12 protein-coding genes, 1 pseudogene and 1 riboswitch are annotated in these 14013 nt (G+C 62.3%); of the genes and pseudogenes, 7 read left to right on the forward strand and 6 right to left on the reverse strand.

All coding sequences use genetic code 11. The features are described 5' to 3' along the window. Positions 1–3: 3 nt before the first annotated feature. Positions 4–993 (reverse strand): tripartite tricarboxylate transporter substrate binding protein, encoded by a 990-nt coding sequence (locus NDI87_RS04225; protein WP_296273553.1) that lies wholly within the window; start codon positions 991–993, stop codon positions 4–6. 39 nt (positions 994–1032) lie between these two features. Next, entirely contained in the window at positions 1033–1992 is a 960-nt protein-coding gene (locus NDI87_RS04230) for a shikimate dehydrogenase (RefSeq protein WP_296273554.1), read from the reverse strand. A 153-nt stretch (positions 1993–2145) separates the two neighbouring features. Here NDI87_RS04230 and NDI87_RS04235 point away from each other — a divergent pair, with 153 nt between their 5' ends. The 3 genes from NDI87_RS04235 to NDI87_RS04245 are packed head-to-tail and all read left to right on the forward strand — an operon-like array spanning position 2146 to position 6010. Next, positions 2146–2943, forward strand: a complete 798-nt coding sequence (locus NDI87_RS04235) for an IclR family transcriptional regulator C-terminal domain-containing protein (protein WP_296273555.1) — start codon at positions 2146–2148, stop codon at positions 2941–2943. 36 nt (positions 2944–2979) lie between these two features. Then, positions 2980–5193, forward strand: coding sequence for an FUSC family membrane protein (locus tag NDI87_RS04240; protein ID WP_296273556.1), 2214 nt, complete (start codon positions 2980–2982; stop codon positions 5191–5193). 16 nt (positions 5194–5209) lie between these two features. Beyond that, the gene (locus NDI87_RS04245) at positions 5210–6010 is read left to right on the forward strand and encodes an SDR family oxidoreductase (protein WP_296273557.1); all 801 of its coding nucleotides are present in this window, start codon (positions 5210–5212) and stop codon (positions 6008–6010) included. A gap of 12 nt (positions 6011–6022) precedes the next feature. On the opposite strand, the gene NDI87_RS04250 is transcribed toward NDI87_RS04245, so the two are convergent. Beyond that, positions 6023–6928 carry a LysR substrate-binding domain-containing protein gene (locus NDI87_RS04250; RefSeq protein WP_296273558.1) on the reverse strand — a complete coding sequence of 302 codons (906 nt, stop codon included), beginning with the start codon at positions 6926–6928 and terminating at the stop codon, positions 6023–6025. Between the two features lie 108 nt (positions 6929–7036). On the opposite strand from NDI87_RS04250, the gene NDI87_RS04255 reads away from it, so the two are divergent. From NDI87_RS04255 to aroE, 4 genes are read left to right on the forward strand one after another with little or no spacing between them, the layout of a single operon-like run. Next, the gene (locus tag NDI87_RS04255) at positions 7037–8119 is read left to right on the forward strand and encodes a Gfo/Idh/MocA family oxidoreductase (RefSeq protein ID WP_296273559.1); all 1083 of its coding nucleotides are present in this window, start codon (positions 7037–7039) and stop codon (positions 8117–8119) included. A 34-nt stretch (positions 8120–8153) separates the two neighbouring features. Further along, on the forward strand, positions 8154–9314 hold the full coding sequence (locus NDI87_RS04260; protein ID WP_296273560.1) for an acyl-CoA dehydrogenase family protein: 1161 nt from the start codon (positions 8154–8156) through the stop codon (positions 9312–9314). Between the two features lie 18 nt (positions 9315–9332). After that, a complete protein-coding gene (locus NDI87_RS04265) occupies positions 9333–10925 on the forward strand; it encodes a CoA-transferase (RefSeq protein WP_296273561.1) in 1593 nt (530 codons plus the stop codon). Then, positions 10922–11749: a shikimate dehydrogenase gene (gene aroE / locus NDI87_RS04270; protein WP_296273562.1), complete on the forward strand. Its 828-nt coding sequence runs from the start codon at positions 10922–10924 to the stop codon at positions 11747–11749. The genes NDI87_RS04265 and aroE overlap by 4 nt, the downstream gene beginning before the upstream one ends. Before the next feature lie 55 nt (positions 11750–11804). Here the strand turns inward: aroE and NDI87_RS04275 are convergent, their stop codons facing one another. The 3 genes and pseudogenes from NDI87_RS04275 to NDI87_RS04285 form a co-directional block, all read right to left on the reverse strand. Next, on the reverse strand, positions 11805–12380 hold the full coding sequence (locus tag NDI87_RS04275) for a TMEM165/GDT1 family protein (protein ID WP_296273563.1): 576 nt from the start codon (positions 12378–12380) through the stop codon (positions 11805–11807). Positions 12381–12385: 5 nt separating this feature from the next. Next, positions 12386–12564: riboswitch (yybP-ykoY riboswitch) on the reverse strand. Positions 12565–12639: 75 nt separating this feature from the next. Beyond that, on the reverse strand, positions 12640–13422 hold the full coding sequence (gene aroD, locus NDI87_RS04280; RefSeq protein WP_296273564.1) for a type I 3-dehydroquinate dehydratase: 783 nt from the start codon (positions 13420–13422) through the stop codon (positions 12640–12642). 77 nt (positions 13423–13499) lie between these two features. Next, positions 13500–14013, reverse strand: a pseudogene (locus NDI87_RS04285) (aldehyde dehydrogenase); the annotation flags it as partial.

Consider the following 14013-nt stretch of genomic DNA (forward strand, 5'->3'; position numbering starts at 1 on the left):
CCCTTACGGCTTGGCAATGCCCAACGAAGCCGGATCAACCTTGGCGACACCGACTTCCTGGTAGGTCCAGGCGGTGACGGATTGCCATTTCTTCAGGAATGCCTCAGCCTCGGCACCCGAGATGTTCATCGTCACATTGCCGCGGTCTTTCATGAAAGCCATGAATTTGGGGTCGCTGGCGGCTTTCTTGAAGGCGGCGGTCAGCTTGGCCTTGGCCGCTTCAGGCACGTCTTTTTTCACAAACACGCCATAGAACGGACCCCAGGGAAAGTATTTGGCGATGCCGGGCAAGTCGTTGGTGATGGGCGGCACGCCCTCAAACGGCTCGGCACCGATGGTGGCCAGGGCTTTGAGACGGCCGGCCTTGATGTGCTCGGCTGCAGCGCCCACGCCGACAAACATGAAGTCAACGTGGCCGCCCAGCAAAGCCGTGACGCCGGGGCCGTCGCCGGCAAATGGCACAGCGGTGGTCGGGAACTTGGCCACGGTGGAGATCATGGAACTCACGGTGAAGGGCAAGCCACCGGTGCCGGTGTGGCCCTGCTTGATCTTGCCGGGATTGGCCTGCACATCGTTCAGCAGGTCCTTGAACGTCTTCCAGGGCTTGTCAACCGTGGTGACCACATACACGTTGCCACGGCCAATGATGTTGACCGGGTAAAACTTGGAGTAGTCCAGGTCGCTGATGCCAAGGATGGGGTGAATCTGTGGATTCTCGGCACCGATCAGCAGAGTGTAGCCGTCAGAGGCCTGCTGGTTGACAAAGTTGGTGGCAATGGCACCCACGCCGCCGGCCTTGTTCTGCAACACAATTTTTTTGCCCAGGGCTTCTTCGGCCAGCGGCACCAGCGAGCGCGCCACCACGTCAGTGGCGCCGCCCGCGCCCCACTGGATGATGCCGGACAGCTCGCGGTCGGGGTAAGTCTGGGCGATGCCCAGGGTTGAAATCAGGGCCAGTGCAGCGCTGGCCAGCAGTTGACGACGTAAGTTCATGGAAGTGTCTCCTCTGGTTAAAAAATGTGGGCGGTTGCCTCACGGGGTTGCAAAAAATGGCTTGGCAGCCTGGGTTATTTCATCCAGCAAAGCCTGTGGATAGATTTGTTGCCGGATGGTAACGGTGTCCTGCCGCAGTGCAGCGGCGATGTCATGGAAACCAAAAAAATCCAGGTACAGGTGCGCTTGCTGGATCAGCATCTCAAAGCCCGGCTCGGCGTGTATGCCCCGGGCCCGGGCAGCACGCACCACCGGGGTCGGGTAGTTTTTCATCACAATATCCACCAGCGCGGCATGCGGTTCCAGGCGCGCCACGTCGCAAGGCAGCGGGTCGGCGGCCTTCAGGCCCAGCGGCGAGGCATTCACCACCAAGTCAAAGCCGGCCGGGTCGCTGCTGGTGACCGCAACAAGCTGCGCGGCATGGGCCGCCTGCAGCCGGGCAGCCACTTCGGCCGCCTTGCCGGGGGTGGGGTCAAAAAAAGCCACACGGGATGCGCTGCCGCTGGCGCGGGACTGCACCAGCGAGGCACCAATGGCCGCGGCAGCGCCACCAGCGCCCACAATCAGCACTTTTTTGCCCGCATAAGGAATGTCAAAATAATCCAGCGAACAGACAAAGCCCTCGCCATCGAACAAACCACCTTCGAGGGTGCCGTCGTCATTGCGCCGGATGGCATTGACGGCACCTGCCAGACGGGCCAGTTCGCTGTAGCCGTCAAGCACCTCCATGACCGGTACCTTGTGCGGAATCGTCAGCCACATGCCCTTGATGTTTTTCGCCAGAAAGGCCGTTTTGACGAAGGCATGCAGGTGTTGCGGTGCCACTTGAACCGGCACCAGCACGGCATCCATGCCAAAGCGTGCAAACAAGGGGTTGAATATCTCGGGGGCCAGCACCTGCTCGATGGGGTCGCCCAAAATCAGATAGACATCGGTATCGCCATGGACAGGCGGCATGGATGCCACTTTGGTGAGAGGATTGATGCGCTGATCGTTCATAATGTTGTTTCTGGCTGGACTTTAGCCACTTAGAGCAACTTCTAGAAACAAAAAATCTTGTTTTTGTGCGATAAATGAACTTAAATAACTGATAAACGCACGCAATACGGGTAACTACTTAGTCTACTTTTCGCCAACCGACCAGCAAACAGCATGACAAGCCTTGTTTCCTCCCCCAAAGTGGCACCCGGTGCCGCACTCGACAAGCGCGACTGGATCGCCGGCCTGGAAAAAGGCCTGTCCATCATCGAAGCCTTTGACGATGCCAACCCGCGCATGACCGCCAGCCAGGCCGGTGTGCGCTGCGACATGACGCGCACTGCGGCGCGCCGCTACCTGCTGACCCTGGTCTACCTGGGTTATGTGGCCACCGATGGCAAGATGTTCTGGCTGACACCGCGCGTGCTGCGTCTGGGCCAGTCCTACCTGGAATCCGCCCGCCTGCCGCGCATCGTGCAACCCTTTTTGCAGCGTGTCACCTCAGGCACGCAGGAGATTGCCTACGTCAGCGTGATGGACGGCGACGACGTGGTGTACATCGCCCGCAACGGCTCCACCCGTGCCATGAACACCGGTGTGGTGCTGGGCTCGCGGGTGCAGGCGCAGGTGACGGCGGCCGGCATGCTGATGCTGGCGCTGCGCGACCCCGAGTGGCTGGAGAATTGGCTGGCCCACCACGAACTCAAGGCCTACACCAGCTACACCATCAACAACAAAGACCGGCTGCGCATCGAGCTGGCGCGTATCCGCCAGCGCGGCTGGGCCATTTCAGAGCAGCAACTGGAGCTGACCTACCGCGGCGTGGCTGTGCCGCTGATTGACCGCAAGGGGGATCTGGTGGGGGCGTTGAATGTGACCATGCCGATGGGTCATGAGAGCAGTGAAGACGCGGTGTCGCGCGTGCTGCCGGTGCTGATGGAGACCGCGCGGGCCATGCGCAATCTGATTTGACAAGCCGGCGCAAGCCCGGCATCCTCCCCTTCAACCATGCGGCCACAAAGCAACTTTGAACGCTACCAGCGTGATGCCATGCGCATCGCGCTGAGCCATTACGTCACCATCGGAATGTCGGCGGCGCTGGGCTTGCTGCTGATCTCGGGCAGCATTCACCTGTTGCTGGGACCCTTTGCCGCAGCCGCCGCGTCAGTGGGCGTGGTGGTGTGTATTCCACCGGATCAACCGGCCCCGAAACGCGGCAAGTTCTGGCAACTGCTGCCGGCCTTTGTGATTGGTTTGCCGCTCTTTTATGCAGTCCAGGTGCTGCACGCCGCCCCCATCCTGCTGGGTCTGTTGCTGGTGCCGGCCAGTTTTCTGGCTTTTTTGGCGGGGGGCTGGGGCAATCGCGGCTTGCCGATTTCGGTCTCTGTCATGTTTGCCATGGTGTTCTCGATGGCGGTGCCGGACCACACCAACAGTGCCACCAACCTCGCCACCTGCCTCTATTTCACGCTGGGTGCGGTGTCGTACCTGATCTGGGCCACACTGGCCAACGCGGCACTCAATGCCCGCTACCGCGTGCAAATGCTGGCCGACACCCTGTTCGCCCTGGCCAAGCTGATGCGGTCCCAGGCACAACAATTCACCCCCGCCATGGAGGCTGAAAAAACCAGGCGCGCGCCATTGATCGGCACGCTGCTGCAGCAGCAGGCGGCGCTGGCCGACCAGTTGCAGGCAGCACGCAATATTTTGCTGGAGTCACCCAGCACCACGCGCCGCCAGCAACTGGCCGACATGCTGATGGGGGTGCTGGACATGCGCGACCACATGCTGGTCTGCAACCTGGACCTCGACACGCTCAAACACCACCCCGGCCATGAACCGGTGCTGCGCGCCCTGCGTGACATTCTGCAGGCGCTGGCACAGGAAATTGATGCCCTGGCCGATGCCCTGCTGCGCGGGCGCACGCCTGTGCTGTTTGCCAGCCATCGCCCGCAACTGGAGAGCCTGCAATGGGGCCATGACGGCGCGGTGCCAGCCGATTGCACCGCGCCCGCCATCCTGGCCATGGGCATGTCAAGCCGCATTGGCCACCTGAATGACGACAGCTTGCGCCTGCTGGCCCTGGCACGCGGCGAAGTGGCGCCCAATGTGGGCCTGGTGCGCACCACCTGGCAATTGTTCGTCAGCCCCACGGTCTGGTCCTGGGAACCCTTTTATGCGCTGTGGCGCTGGAACGCACCGCCCCTGCGCCACGCCATTCGGGCGGCACTGGCCATCGGCACGGCCTACGCGGTCTCACTGGCGCTGCCCTGGGGCAGCCATGATTACTGGATATTGGTCACCATCGTGGTGGTGCTTCGCGGCAGCCTGGCGCAAACGCTGGAGCGGCGCAATAGCCGCGCCTTCGGCACGCTGATCGGCTGTGTGCTGGCGGCTCTGCTGCTCTACGCCCACATCACACCACTGCTGGTGCTGCTCATGGCCACGCTGGCACAGGCGCTGGCCCACGCCTTTGCGATCAGGAAATACCTGGTCACGGCCATCGCCGCCACGGTGTTGGGCCTGCTGCAGGTGCAGATGCTCAACGCCGGGCCGAGCCCGGTTTTTGACGTGGTGGAGCGCATGCTGGACACCCTGATCGGGGTCACGATTGCCTGGGCTTTCAGCTACGTGCTGCCGTCCTGGGAGCGTGGCCAGATTGCGGCCCTGGTCAAGCGCGCCCTGACCGCGCAGTCACGGCACGCGCGCGAGGCGCTGGGCCTGTGGCAGTTGCAGGCGGTGGACAACGCGCCCGAGCTGCAATGGCGGCTGGCGCGGCGCGAGGCTTTTGACAGCCTGTCGGCCCTGGTGCAGGCGACCCAGCGCTCCTTGTCCGAGCCGCGTGCGGTGCGCCCGCCGCTGGCACCGCTGGGGCGCTTGCTGGCCCTGAGTTACCAGCTTCTGGCCCAGCTGACCACCGTCAAGACCATGCTGCTGCAACAACGTGGCCGCCTGACACCGCATGAGGTTGACCGGCCATTGCAACAGGCGGCACACGCCATCGAAGCTGCACTGGACACACACGCTGCGCCACTGCAGACCGCACAAGCCGTCACCACCGCGCTCGAATGGTCGGTGCTGGGCGACCCTTTTGACGGCGACCTCAGCCCGTGGCTGCTGCGCCGTCTCCATCTGGCCGAAAGCATTGCACTGGAATTGCGCAGCCATGCGGACCAGGTGGTGCGTGAGCTCGCCGCGGCCAACACCACAAAGCACCCTTGACTCAGGATCAAAAACCATGGATTTAAAACTTCAGAACCAGCATGTGCTGATCACCGGCGCCAGCAAAGGCATCGGTCTGGCCTGTGCCCTGCTCTTCCTGCAGGAAGGCGCCCAAGTGACGCTGGTTTCACGCGACACGGCACGCCTGGAGGCAGCCAGGGCGCTGCTGTTGCGCGACGCACCCGATGCCGCTGGCCGGATTGGCATTGTCAGCGCGGACCTGAAAGACCCGGTGCAGGCCAGCGCCATGGTGGAGCAGGCCCGGCACATGGGTGGCCCGATTGACGTGCTGGTCAATTGCGCCGGTGCCGCACAGCGCACACCGCCGGCCGAACTCAATGCGCAGCGCTGGCTCGATGCCATGCAAGCCAAATACTTCACCTACATCCATGTCATGGATCCGCTGATCAAACAGATGGCCCAGCGCGGCAAGGGGGTGATCGTCAACGTGGTCGGGATGGGCGGCAAGGTCGCCAGCCCGATTCATTTGCCGGGCGGCTCGGCCAACGCCGCGCTGATGCTGGCCAGTGTCGGCCTGGCCAACGCCTACGCGCGCCAGGGGGTGCGCGTCAATGTCGTCAACCCGGGCCTGACGCTGACCGAACGGCTGCAGGAAGGCATGGTCGCCGATGCCAGGCTGCAGCACATCAGCGCCGAAGAGGCCTTGACGCTGGCCAATGAGCGCTTGCCACTGGGACGCATTGCCGAGCCCGGGGAGATTGCCAATGCGGTGGTCTTTCTGGCCTCTTCACGGGCGAGCTACATCAATGGCGCGGTGTTGTCGATGGACGGCGGCCTGACGCCGATGGTGGTCTAGAAACATTGCGGGTCAGACCACCGAAGTGTCCAGCGCATACGGCCCGGACTGCAACTGGCTGATCAGCAACTGGGTGCAAATGCGCAACTTGGCCGACTGGTCCAGCCGGGCCGCTGTGACGGCCCAGACATCCGCACTCTGGTGGTATTGCGGCAGCACGCGCTCCAGGACACCTTCACGCAGCAGCCCGGCCACATCCCAGCTCGACAGCGGGATGATGCCCAAACCCGCCAGCGCCCACTGGTGCACGATATCGCTCTGGTTGGAGCCCATCGCGCCAGTCACCTTGACCGACTCAGGCCCATTGGGCCCTTGCAGCCGCCAGACGCCAAACGTCTGGTGCCGTTCGCGGTACATCAGGCAATCGTGACCGGTCAGATCGGCCAGGGTTTTGGGGTGACCGCGTCGGGCCAGATACGCCGGCGCCGCGCACAACACGCGCGCGCTTTGCGCCACATGGTGGGCGATCAGGTGCGGCTCATGCACCTCGCCCACGCGCACGTCAATGTCGAAGCCCTCGCCCAACACATCCACCCGACGGTCCATCACCTCCAGCCAGACTTCCAGCTCGGGATACCTTTGGCCGATGTCGGCCAGGATCGGTGCCAGGTGGTTGCGCCCCAGGCGCAAGCTGGTGCTGATGCGCAGCGGCCCCTTGGGCAAGATGCTGGCTCCGGCCACGCCCTGGTTCAGTTCTTCCGCCGCATCGAGCACCTTGCGCGCCCAGGCGTAGGCGGTTTCCCCGGCATCACTGATCAGCACGCGGCGCGTCGTGCGGTGAAACAAGGTGGTGCCCAGCGCTTTCTCCAGATTGGCGATGCGCTTGGTGACATAAGCGGGTGAGATGCCAAGCTCGGTCGCAGCGCCGACAAAGCTGGAGCGCCTGGCCACCTGGCAAAACACGCGTAAGTCGGTCATGTCCCATTTATTATTCATTAATGGTAAATTGTTAATGTAGATTTAGATACATTGTATTTGTTAATGATCACAGTACATTCAAACCCAATCACCAAGAGAGACACGTTCATGACCCCAACCCGTATTGCGATTGCAGGCGCCGGCATCATCGGCCAGGCCCATATGGCCGTGGCGTTACGCAGCCCGAGCTGCACGTTGAGCGCCATCGTTGATCCGTCCCCGGCGGCGGTCGCGGTCGCCAAGGCGGCGAATGTGCCCCTGTTTACCTCGCTGGACGACATGCTGGCCGCACAGCGCCCGGATGGCGTGTTGCTGGCCACCCCCAACCACCTGCATGTGCCGCAGGCCCTGCAGTGCATCGAGGCAGGTCTGCCGATCCTGCTGGAAAAACCCATTGCCACCACGGTGGCGCAGGGCGAGCAACTGCTGAAAGTGGTCAATGCCACCGGTGCCAGGGTGCTGATCGGCCACCACCGCGCCCATAGCCCGATCATGCGCAAGGCCAAAGAGGTGGTGGACTCCGGCCAACTGGGGCAACTGGTCGCCGTGATGGGCAGCGCCACATTTTTCAAGCCGGATGACTATTTTGACAGCGCGCCCTGGCGGCGCGAGTTGGGCGCGGGCCCGATTTTGATCAACATGATCCACGAGGTGCACAACCTGCGCATGCTGTGCGGCGACATTGTGGCGGTGCAGGCTTTCGCCAGCCACGCCACGCGCGGGTTTGTGGTTGAAGACAGCGTGGCCATCAACCTGCGTTTTGCCAGTGGCGTGCTGGGCACCTTCATGCTGTCCGACACCGCTGCCTGCGCCCGCAGCTGGGAACAAACCTCGCAGGAAAACAAAGCCTACGCGAGCTACAGCGACGAAGACTGCTACGTCATCACCGGCACCAACGGCAGTCTGTCGGTACCGACCATGCGCCTGAAGACCTACCCCCGCCCCGAGGACCGCTCCTGGTGGAAGGAATTCGAAGTCGGTACCGTGGGCATGGTGCGCGACGACCCTTTGACACACCAGTTGGAGCACTTCTGTGCCGTCATTCGCGGCGAGGCCGAGCCCCTGGTCAGCGCCCGTGATGGCCTGGAAAACCTGCGCATCACCGAAGCCATTGCCAATGCCGCCAAAACCGGCCAGACCATTCATCTTAGTCAGTTGGGGTCAGAGCACGTCGCTGCGCGAGTGGTCTGACCCGCAAAGTATCACAAACCAACCGGAGACACCCATGGACTTTTCCCTCAACGACGAACAAAAAATGATGATCGACACCATCCGTCGCTTCATCGCCGAAGAACTGCACCCGCTCGAAGATGAACTGGAAGACCAGGGCTTTCTGGCCAGGGAAAAAGCACTGGCTGTGTTTGAGAAATCAAAAGCATTGGGCTTGTATGCCTTGAACATTCCGGCTGAATTGGGCGGCGGCGGATTGTCGGCGCTGGACCGCATCATGTGCGAAGAGCAGTTTGGCCATACCTCCGACTACCTGATCCGCCGCGCCTTTGGCAACGTGTACGAACCCCTGCTGGAATGCCAGGGCGCGCAGGTGGAGCGCTGGCTCAAACCTACGGTGTCGGGTGCGCGCACCTGCTCGATCGCCATCACCGAGTCCGGTGCGGGTTCCGATGCGGCGGGCATCAAGACGAGCGCCCGCAAGACCGGGTCCGGCTGGGTGCTCAATGGCAGCAAGTGTTTCATCAGCGACGGCGAGTGGAGCGACTTCTTCCTGGTGTCGGCCAAGACCGGCGACAAGGAAATCTCCATGTTCATGGTCGACAAGGGCCTGCCAGGCTTCAAGATCGGCAAGGACCAGAAGATGATGGGCTTGCGCGGCACGCCGCACCTGGAACTGTATTTTGACGATGTGGTGCTGGAGAACGAGACGCTGCTGGGCGCGCAGGGCCAGGGCTTCAAGCTGGCCATGGGTGCGCTCAATGTGGTGCGGCTGGCGCAGGTGGGCGCGCGCGCGGTGGGCAAGGCCAGCCATGTGCTTGAGCTGATGGTGGACTACGTCAACGAGCGCAAACAGTTCGGGCAAAAAATTGGCGACTTCCAGATGGTGCAGCAGCAGATTGCCGACAGCGTGATCGAGATCAACGCGGCACGCTGGATGGTCTACCAGGCCGCCTGGATGCTGGACCAGGGTTTTGATGCGCGTGAACAGATCGCCATGGTCAAGGTGTTTGCCGCCGAGACCCTTGGCAAAGTGGTGGACCGCGCGGTGCAGCTCTTCGGTGGCATGGGCTTTTGCAAGGAACTGCCGATCGAACGCTACTACCGCGACGCGCGTGTCTACCGAATCTTTGACGGCACCAGCGAAATCCACCGCACGGTGGTGGCCAAGATGGCCATGAAAAAAGGTGCCGTGTTGTTTGATGTGCATCGTTAAGCACAGGACTGGCACACCATGAGCAACCCCAAATTCATGAGCGCGGCACAGGCCACCAGTCTCATCAACGACAACGACACCGTGGCCCTGATGGGCGGTGGCGGCGGGCTGATGGAGGCCACCTGCCTGTTCGAAGCCGTGCAGGCGCGCTTTCTGGATACACAAACGCCGCGCCATCTCACGGTGGTGCACGCGCTGGGCATCGGCGACAAAAAGACCAAGGGCATGAACTGTTTTGCGCACGAGGGTCTGGTCAGGAAAGTCATCGGCGGGCACTGGGTCTGGTCACCCACCATGCAGCAACTGGCGCAGGATGAAAAGATCGAGGCCTACATCCTGCCCGGCGGCGTCTCCAGCCAGCTGCTGCGTGAAATCGGTGCCGGCCGGCCGGGCTTGTTCACCCATGTGGGGCTGGGCACGGTGTGTGATCCGCGCCAGGGCGGTGGCCGCATGAACGCCTCGGCCAGGGACGATCTGGCGGAAGTGGTGCAGATGGACGGGCGCGAGTATCTGCGCTACAAGCCGTTTCCGGTCAACGTGGCGCTGGTACGCGCCAGCGCCGCCGACGAAGACGGCAACATCAGTTTCGAGCATGAAGTCGCCAATGTGGACGCCCAGTCGCTGGCGCTGGCCGCGCGCAACAGCGGTGGCAAGGTGATAGTGCAGGTCAGGGAGCGCCTGCCCAAGGGTGCGCTCAAGGCTCGCGAGGTGCGCATTCCTTCGGCCTGGGTCGATGCCATCGTGGTCGATCCGCAGCAAAAAGCCAGCTACGACATTGACTTCGATCCGGCCCTGAGCGGCGAGCTGACAGGGGAAGCGCGTTACCGGAGCGAGGCGGCCGACCATCAGGCTGAAATTGCGGCGGCCAACATCGCTTTCAGTGAACGCCAGGCGGTGGCCCGCCGTGCCGCGCTGGAGCTGTTCAACACCGGCAAGGCCCGCCCGGTCGTCAACTACGGTGTCGGCGTGCCCGACGCGGTGGCCAAGCTGATTGCCGCGCGCGGTGAACAGCACCGCATTTACCAGACCATTGAACACGGCACCTATGGCGGCACCCTGATGGACGGCGTGTTATTTGGCTACGCCCGCAATGCCACCGCCATGCTCGACGCCGCCACGCAGTTCGACTTTTATGCCGGTGGCGGCCTCGACGTCGCTTTTTTGGGCTTTGGTGAATTCGATGCGCAGGGCAACGTCAACGTCAGCAAACTCGGCGGGCTGACGGTCGGGCCTGGCGGCTTCATTGACATTGCCCAGAACGCCCGCAAAGTGGTGTTTTGCGGCACCATGGCCGCCAAGGGCGTCAAGCTCCATACCGGCGACGGTCAGATGCGAGTGCTGCAACAAGGCGCCATCAAAAAGCTGCTGCCCCAGGTGGAGCAAATCACCTTCAGCGGCAGTGAGGCGCTCAAGCGCGGTCAAACCGTGCTGTTCCTGACCGAACGCGCCAGCTTCCGGCTCACCGCCCAGGGCGTCGAGCTGTTTGAAATTGCCCCGGGCGTAGACTTGCAGCGCGACGTGCTGGACCAGATGGATTTTGTCCCGCGCCTGGGCCCCGCGCTGGCCGTCATGCCGGCCGATTTGTTTACCGCCAACGCCACATCGTCATGACCGACCTTTATGCCGTGATCGGCAACCCCATCAGCCAGACCAAGTCGCCGTTCATCCATGGCCTGTACGCCAAAGCCTGCGGGCAGGACATGGCCTACACCGCTTTGGAGGGGCCGCTTGGCGGTTTTTCCGGCGCCGTCGATGCGTTTCGCGCCGCGGGCGGACGCGGCCTGAACGTGACCGTGCCGTTCAAGATGGACGCCTGCGCCTATGCCACCACGCTGTCCGAGCGGGCGCGCCTGGCCGGTGCGGTCAACGCGCTGAAGTTCGAGGGCGACCAGGTCTGGGGTGAGAACTTTGACGGCATGGGCCTGGTGCGCGATGTGACGCACAACCTGGGAATTGCACTGCGCAACAAGCGCGTGCTGCTGCTGGGTGCCGGCGGTGCCGCGCGCGGGGCCTTGTTGCCCTTTCTTCACGAGCAGCCGGCCAGCCTGACGATTGTCAACCGCACGCTGTCCAAAGCGGTGACGCTGGCGGCAGAGGTCGCCTCCCAGGCGCAGGTCACGGCCTGTGGCTACGTCGGTCTGGCAGGGCAAGCGTTTGATCTGGTCTTCAACGCCACGTCGGCCAGCCTGCGTGGCGAGTTGCCGCCGGTTCCAGCCACTGTTTTTGCACCGGGCTGTCTGGCTTACGAACTGGCCTATGGCAAGGGTCTGACGCCGTTTTTGCGGCTGGCAAAAAACGCAGGGGCGGCACCTCTTGCCGATGGTGTCGGCATGCTGGCCGAGCAGGCCGCCGAGGCATTTTTGTGGTGGCGTGGCGTGCGGCCAGACACCCGACCGGTCATTGCGCAATTGACCGTGCCCCTGTCCGGGTCGTAGCGCCTGCTGGCGCTGCCGGGCAAGGCAGCGGTTCAAAGCTGGACCCGGTCAGTCGCTACTGAAACAATTTGTCCACCTGGAAGATGGTGAGCAAACCCATGACGGCGAAGATGCCTGCCGCGATGGCGTGAACCAACTTCATCGGGATCCTGGCGGCAAACTTGTTGCCAACAAACACGGCCGGAACGTCAGCCAACAACATCCCCAATGTGGTTCCGGCAATCACCATCAGGGGCGCGCCATAGTGGGCCGCCAAGGCGACCGTCGCAATCTGCGTTTTGTCGCCCATCTCTGCCAGAAAGAAGGTGACCAGGGTCGCACCAAAGACGCCAAGATGTTTGGCCACCTGAGTCTCCTCTTCCTCGATTTTGTCGGGGATCAGCGTCCAGATGGCCATTCCAATGAATGAGCCGCCCAGAACCCAACGCATGACGTCCGGGCTGACAACCGAGGTAATCCAGGCACCCAGCGCACCCGCCAATCCATGGTTCGCCAGCGTGGCAACCAGGATCCCGGCAATGATGGGAACGGGCTTCTTGAAGCGTGCCGCCAGGATGAATGCCAGAAGTTGGGTCTTGTCGCCGATTTCAGCGAGGGCGACGACACCCGTAGAGATAAATAGAGCTTCCATGAGGGGGTTCCAAGGCCAGACAAAAACAATGACCATGAAGCCCCCCCAGCCAAACCGGAAGCAACATGGTCAAAGGTCTTGTCAAGTTTGAAACCGCTTGCGCCATGGTCAAACGATGACCAAGTATGTTGACGCAAGCCCCTCCGAATTGCTCGAAGGGAGACTACTCCCCAGTGACAGGCGAATTTTAGCAGACGTGACTAGCCTGTTGGCAGCGGACGGGCCATGGCCAACAACGGGTCCGAACGTTAATCAACGCTTACTTGCCGCCCATCGACTTCTGCAAAATCGCCAGCGCCGTGTTCAGGTCTTCGATCGGCACCTGACCGGGTGCCGAGCTGCTGGCCCCCACGGCAAAGGTCAGGGCGGAGCCAAAGGTCCAGCCAAACAGGCGCGTCATGGCGCCATAAGGCCCCATCGACATGGAAATCAGCGGGATGCGCAGCTTTTTGCTGGCTTCGCGGGTGGCGGTCAGGAGCGTCAGCACGTCGTCCAGATCGCGCGGCATCACCGCCACCTTGGCCACGTCGGCCCCCAACTGGTCGGCGGTCAGGAATTTGCTCGCCAGCGTTTCCAGACCCGGCGTATAAGAGAAATTGTGGAACGACAGCACCAGCTTGATGTCGTTGGCCCTGGCCGCCGTGCGCACCAGAGCGATGTTGGCCGTGTCGTTGGCCATTTCATAGTCGATCAGGTCAATGCTCCTGCTCTCGCAGACCGCCGTGTACATGGCGATGACTTGCGCTTCGTTGATGGCAATTTTTTCACCGCCCTCGAGGGTGGAGCGGCGGGTGAACAGCAACGGGATGCTGCCGGCGGCCTGCTTGATCGCCTTGGCTGCGGCAATGACGGCGGCGGTGTCGCCGATGGCTTCAAAAAAATCAACGCGCCATTCCAGCACGTCTGGCTGCTTGGGCAGCACCACGGCCAGTTCAGCCATAAGCTGGTCCAGTGTGCGGCCCACCAGCGGCGTGCAGATCAGCGGAAATTTGCCGCCTGCGATGGGTTGGCCATGTAATTCAATGGGTCTGGATGTTTGCATGTTTTGCTCCGTTAATAAAAAAGCCTGCCAGCGCCACGAGGGCACAGGCAGGCACTTTACGCCATTCCAGGGCCTGATCAGCAGGCGCTGGCCATGTCCTCGGCGGTGAATTCGCCTTCTTCCAGCGCCGGGTCATAGAACTCGCCGAACAGCTCCTGGTCAGAGGGGCGGTCTTCCGGAATCGGCACCGACACCCAGGTGGTGTTCATGTAGTGCTTGAGGCTGACGTTTTCAGAGATCACGTTGCCGCCCCAGGTGCCGCAGCCCAGGCTCGACGTCATCGGCATGCCGTTGTTGAAAGCGCCGGCGTTGGCTTTGGATTGCGGCTGGCGCACCATCATGCGGCTCACCGGCGCGGCCATGGCCAGCTGGTGGATGTGCTCGGGGTTGAATGAGTAGATGCCGCAGGAGTGGCCCTTGCCGCCCACGTTGTAGATGCCGCGCATCATGTTCAGGGCTTCGTCAAAGGTGCCGTACTTGTACACCGCCAGCAGCGTGGTGAGCTTTTCGCCCGAGTAGGGGTACTCTTTGCCAATGCCGTCACCGCGCACGATGATGAACTTGCGGTCAGCCGGGATGCTGAAACCCGCG

This window comes from Rhodoferax sp., from assembly GCF_023701345.1.
Lineage (GTDB): Bacteria > Pseudomonadota > Gammaproteobacteria > Burkholderiales > Burkholderiaceae_C > Rhodoferax.

Excerpts from the sequence above, each read along its gene's own strand:
- NDI87_RS04225 (WP_296273553.1), bottom strand. The coding sequence starts at position 993 with ATGAACTTACGTCGTCAACTGCTGGCCAGCGCTGCACTGGCCCTGATT.
- NDI87_RS04230 (WP_296273554.1), bottom strand. The coding sequence starts at position 1,992 with ATGAACGATCAGCGCATCAATCCTCTCACCAAAGTGGCATCCATGCCG.
- NDI87_RS04235 (WP_296273555.1), top strand. The coding sequence starts at position 2,146 with ATGACAAGCCTTGTTTCCTCCCCCAAAGTGGCACCCGGTGCCGCACTC.
- NDI87_RS04240 (WP_296273556.1), top strand. The coding sequence starts at position 2,980 with ATGCGGCCACAAAGCAACTTTGAACGCTACCAGCGTGATGCCATGCGC.
- NDI87_RS04245 (WP_296273557.1), top strand. The coding sequence starts at position 5,210 with ATGGATTTAAAACTTCAGAACCAGCATGTGCTGATCACCGGCGCCAGC.
- NDI87_RS04250 (WP_296273558.1), bottom strand. The coding sequence starts at position 6,928 with ATGACCGACTTACGCGTGTTTTGCCAGGTGGCCAGGCGCTCCAGCTTT.
- NDI87_RS04255 (WP_296273559.1), top strand. The coding sequence starts at position 7,037 with ATGACCCCAACCCGTATTGCGATTGCAGGCGCCGGCATCATCGGCCAG.
- NDI87_RS04260 (WP_296273560.1), top strand. The coding sequence starts at position 8,154 with ATGGACTTTTCCCTCAACGACGAACAAAAAATGATGATCGACACCATC.
- NDI87_RS04265 (WP_296273561.1), top strand. The coding sequence starts at position 9,333 with ATGAGCAACCCCAAATTCATGAGCGCGGCACAGGCCACCAGTCTCATC.
- aroE (WP_296273562.1), top strand. The coding sequence starts at position 10,922 with ATGACCGACCTTTATGCCGTGATCGGCAACCCCATCAGCCAGACCAAG.
- NDI87_RS04275 (WP_296273563.1), bottom strand. The coding sequence starts at position 12,380 with ATGGAAGCTCTATTTATCTCTACGGGTGTCGTCGCCCTCGCTGAAATC.
- aroD (WP_296273564.1), bottom strand. The coding sequence starts at position 13,422 with ATGCAAACATCCAGACCCATTGAATTACATGGCCAACCCATCGCAGGC.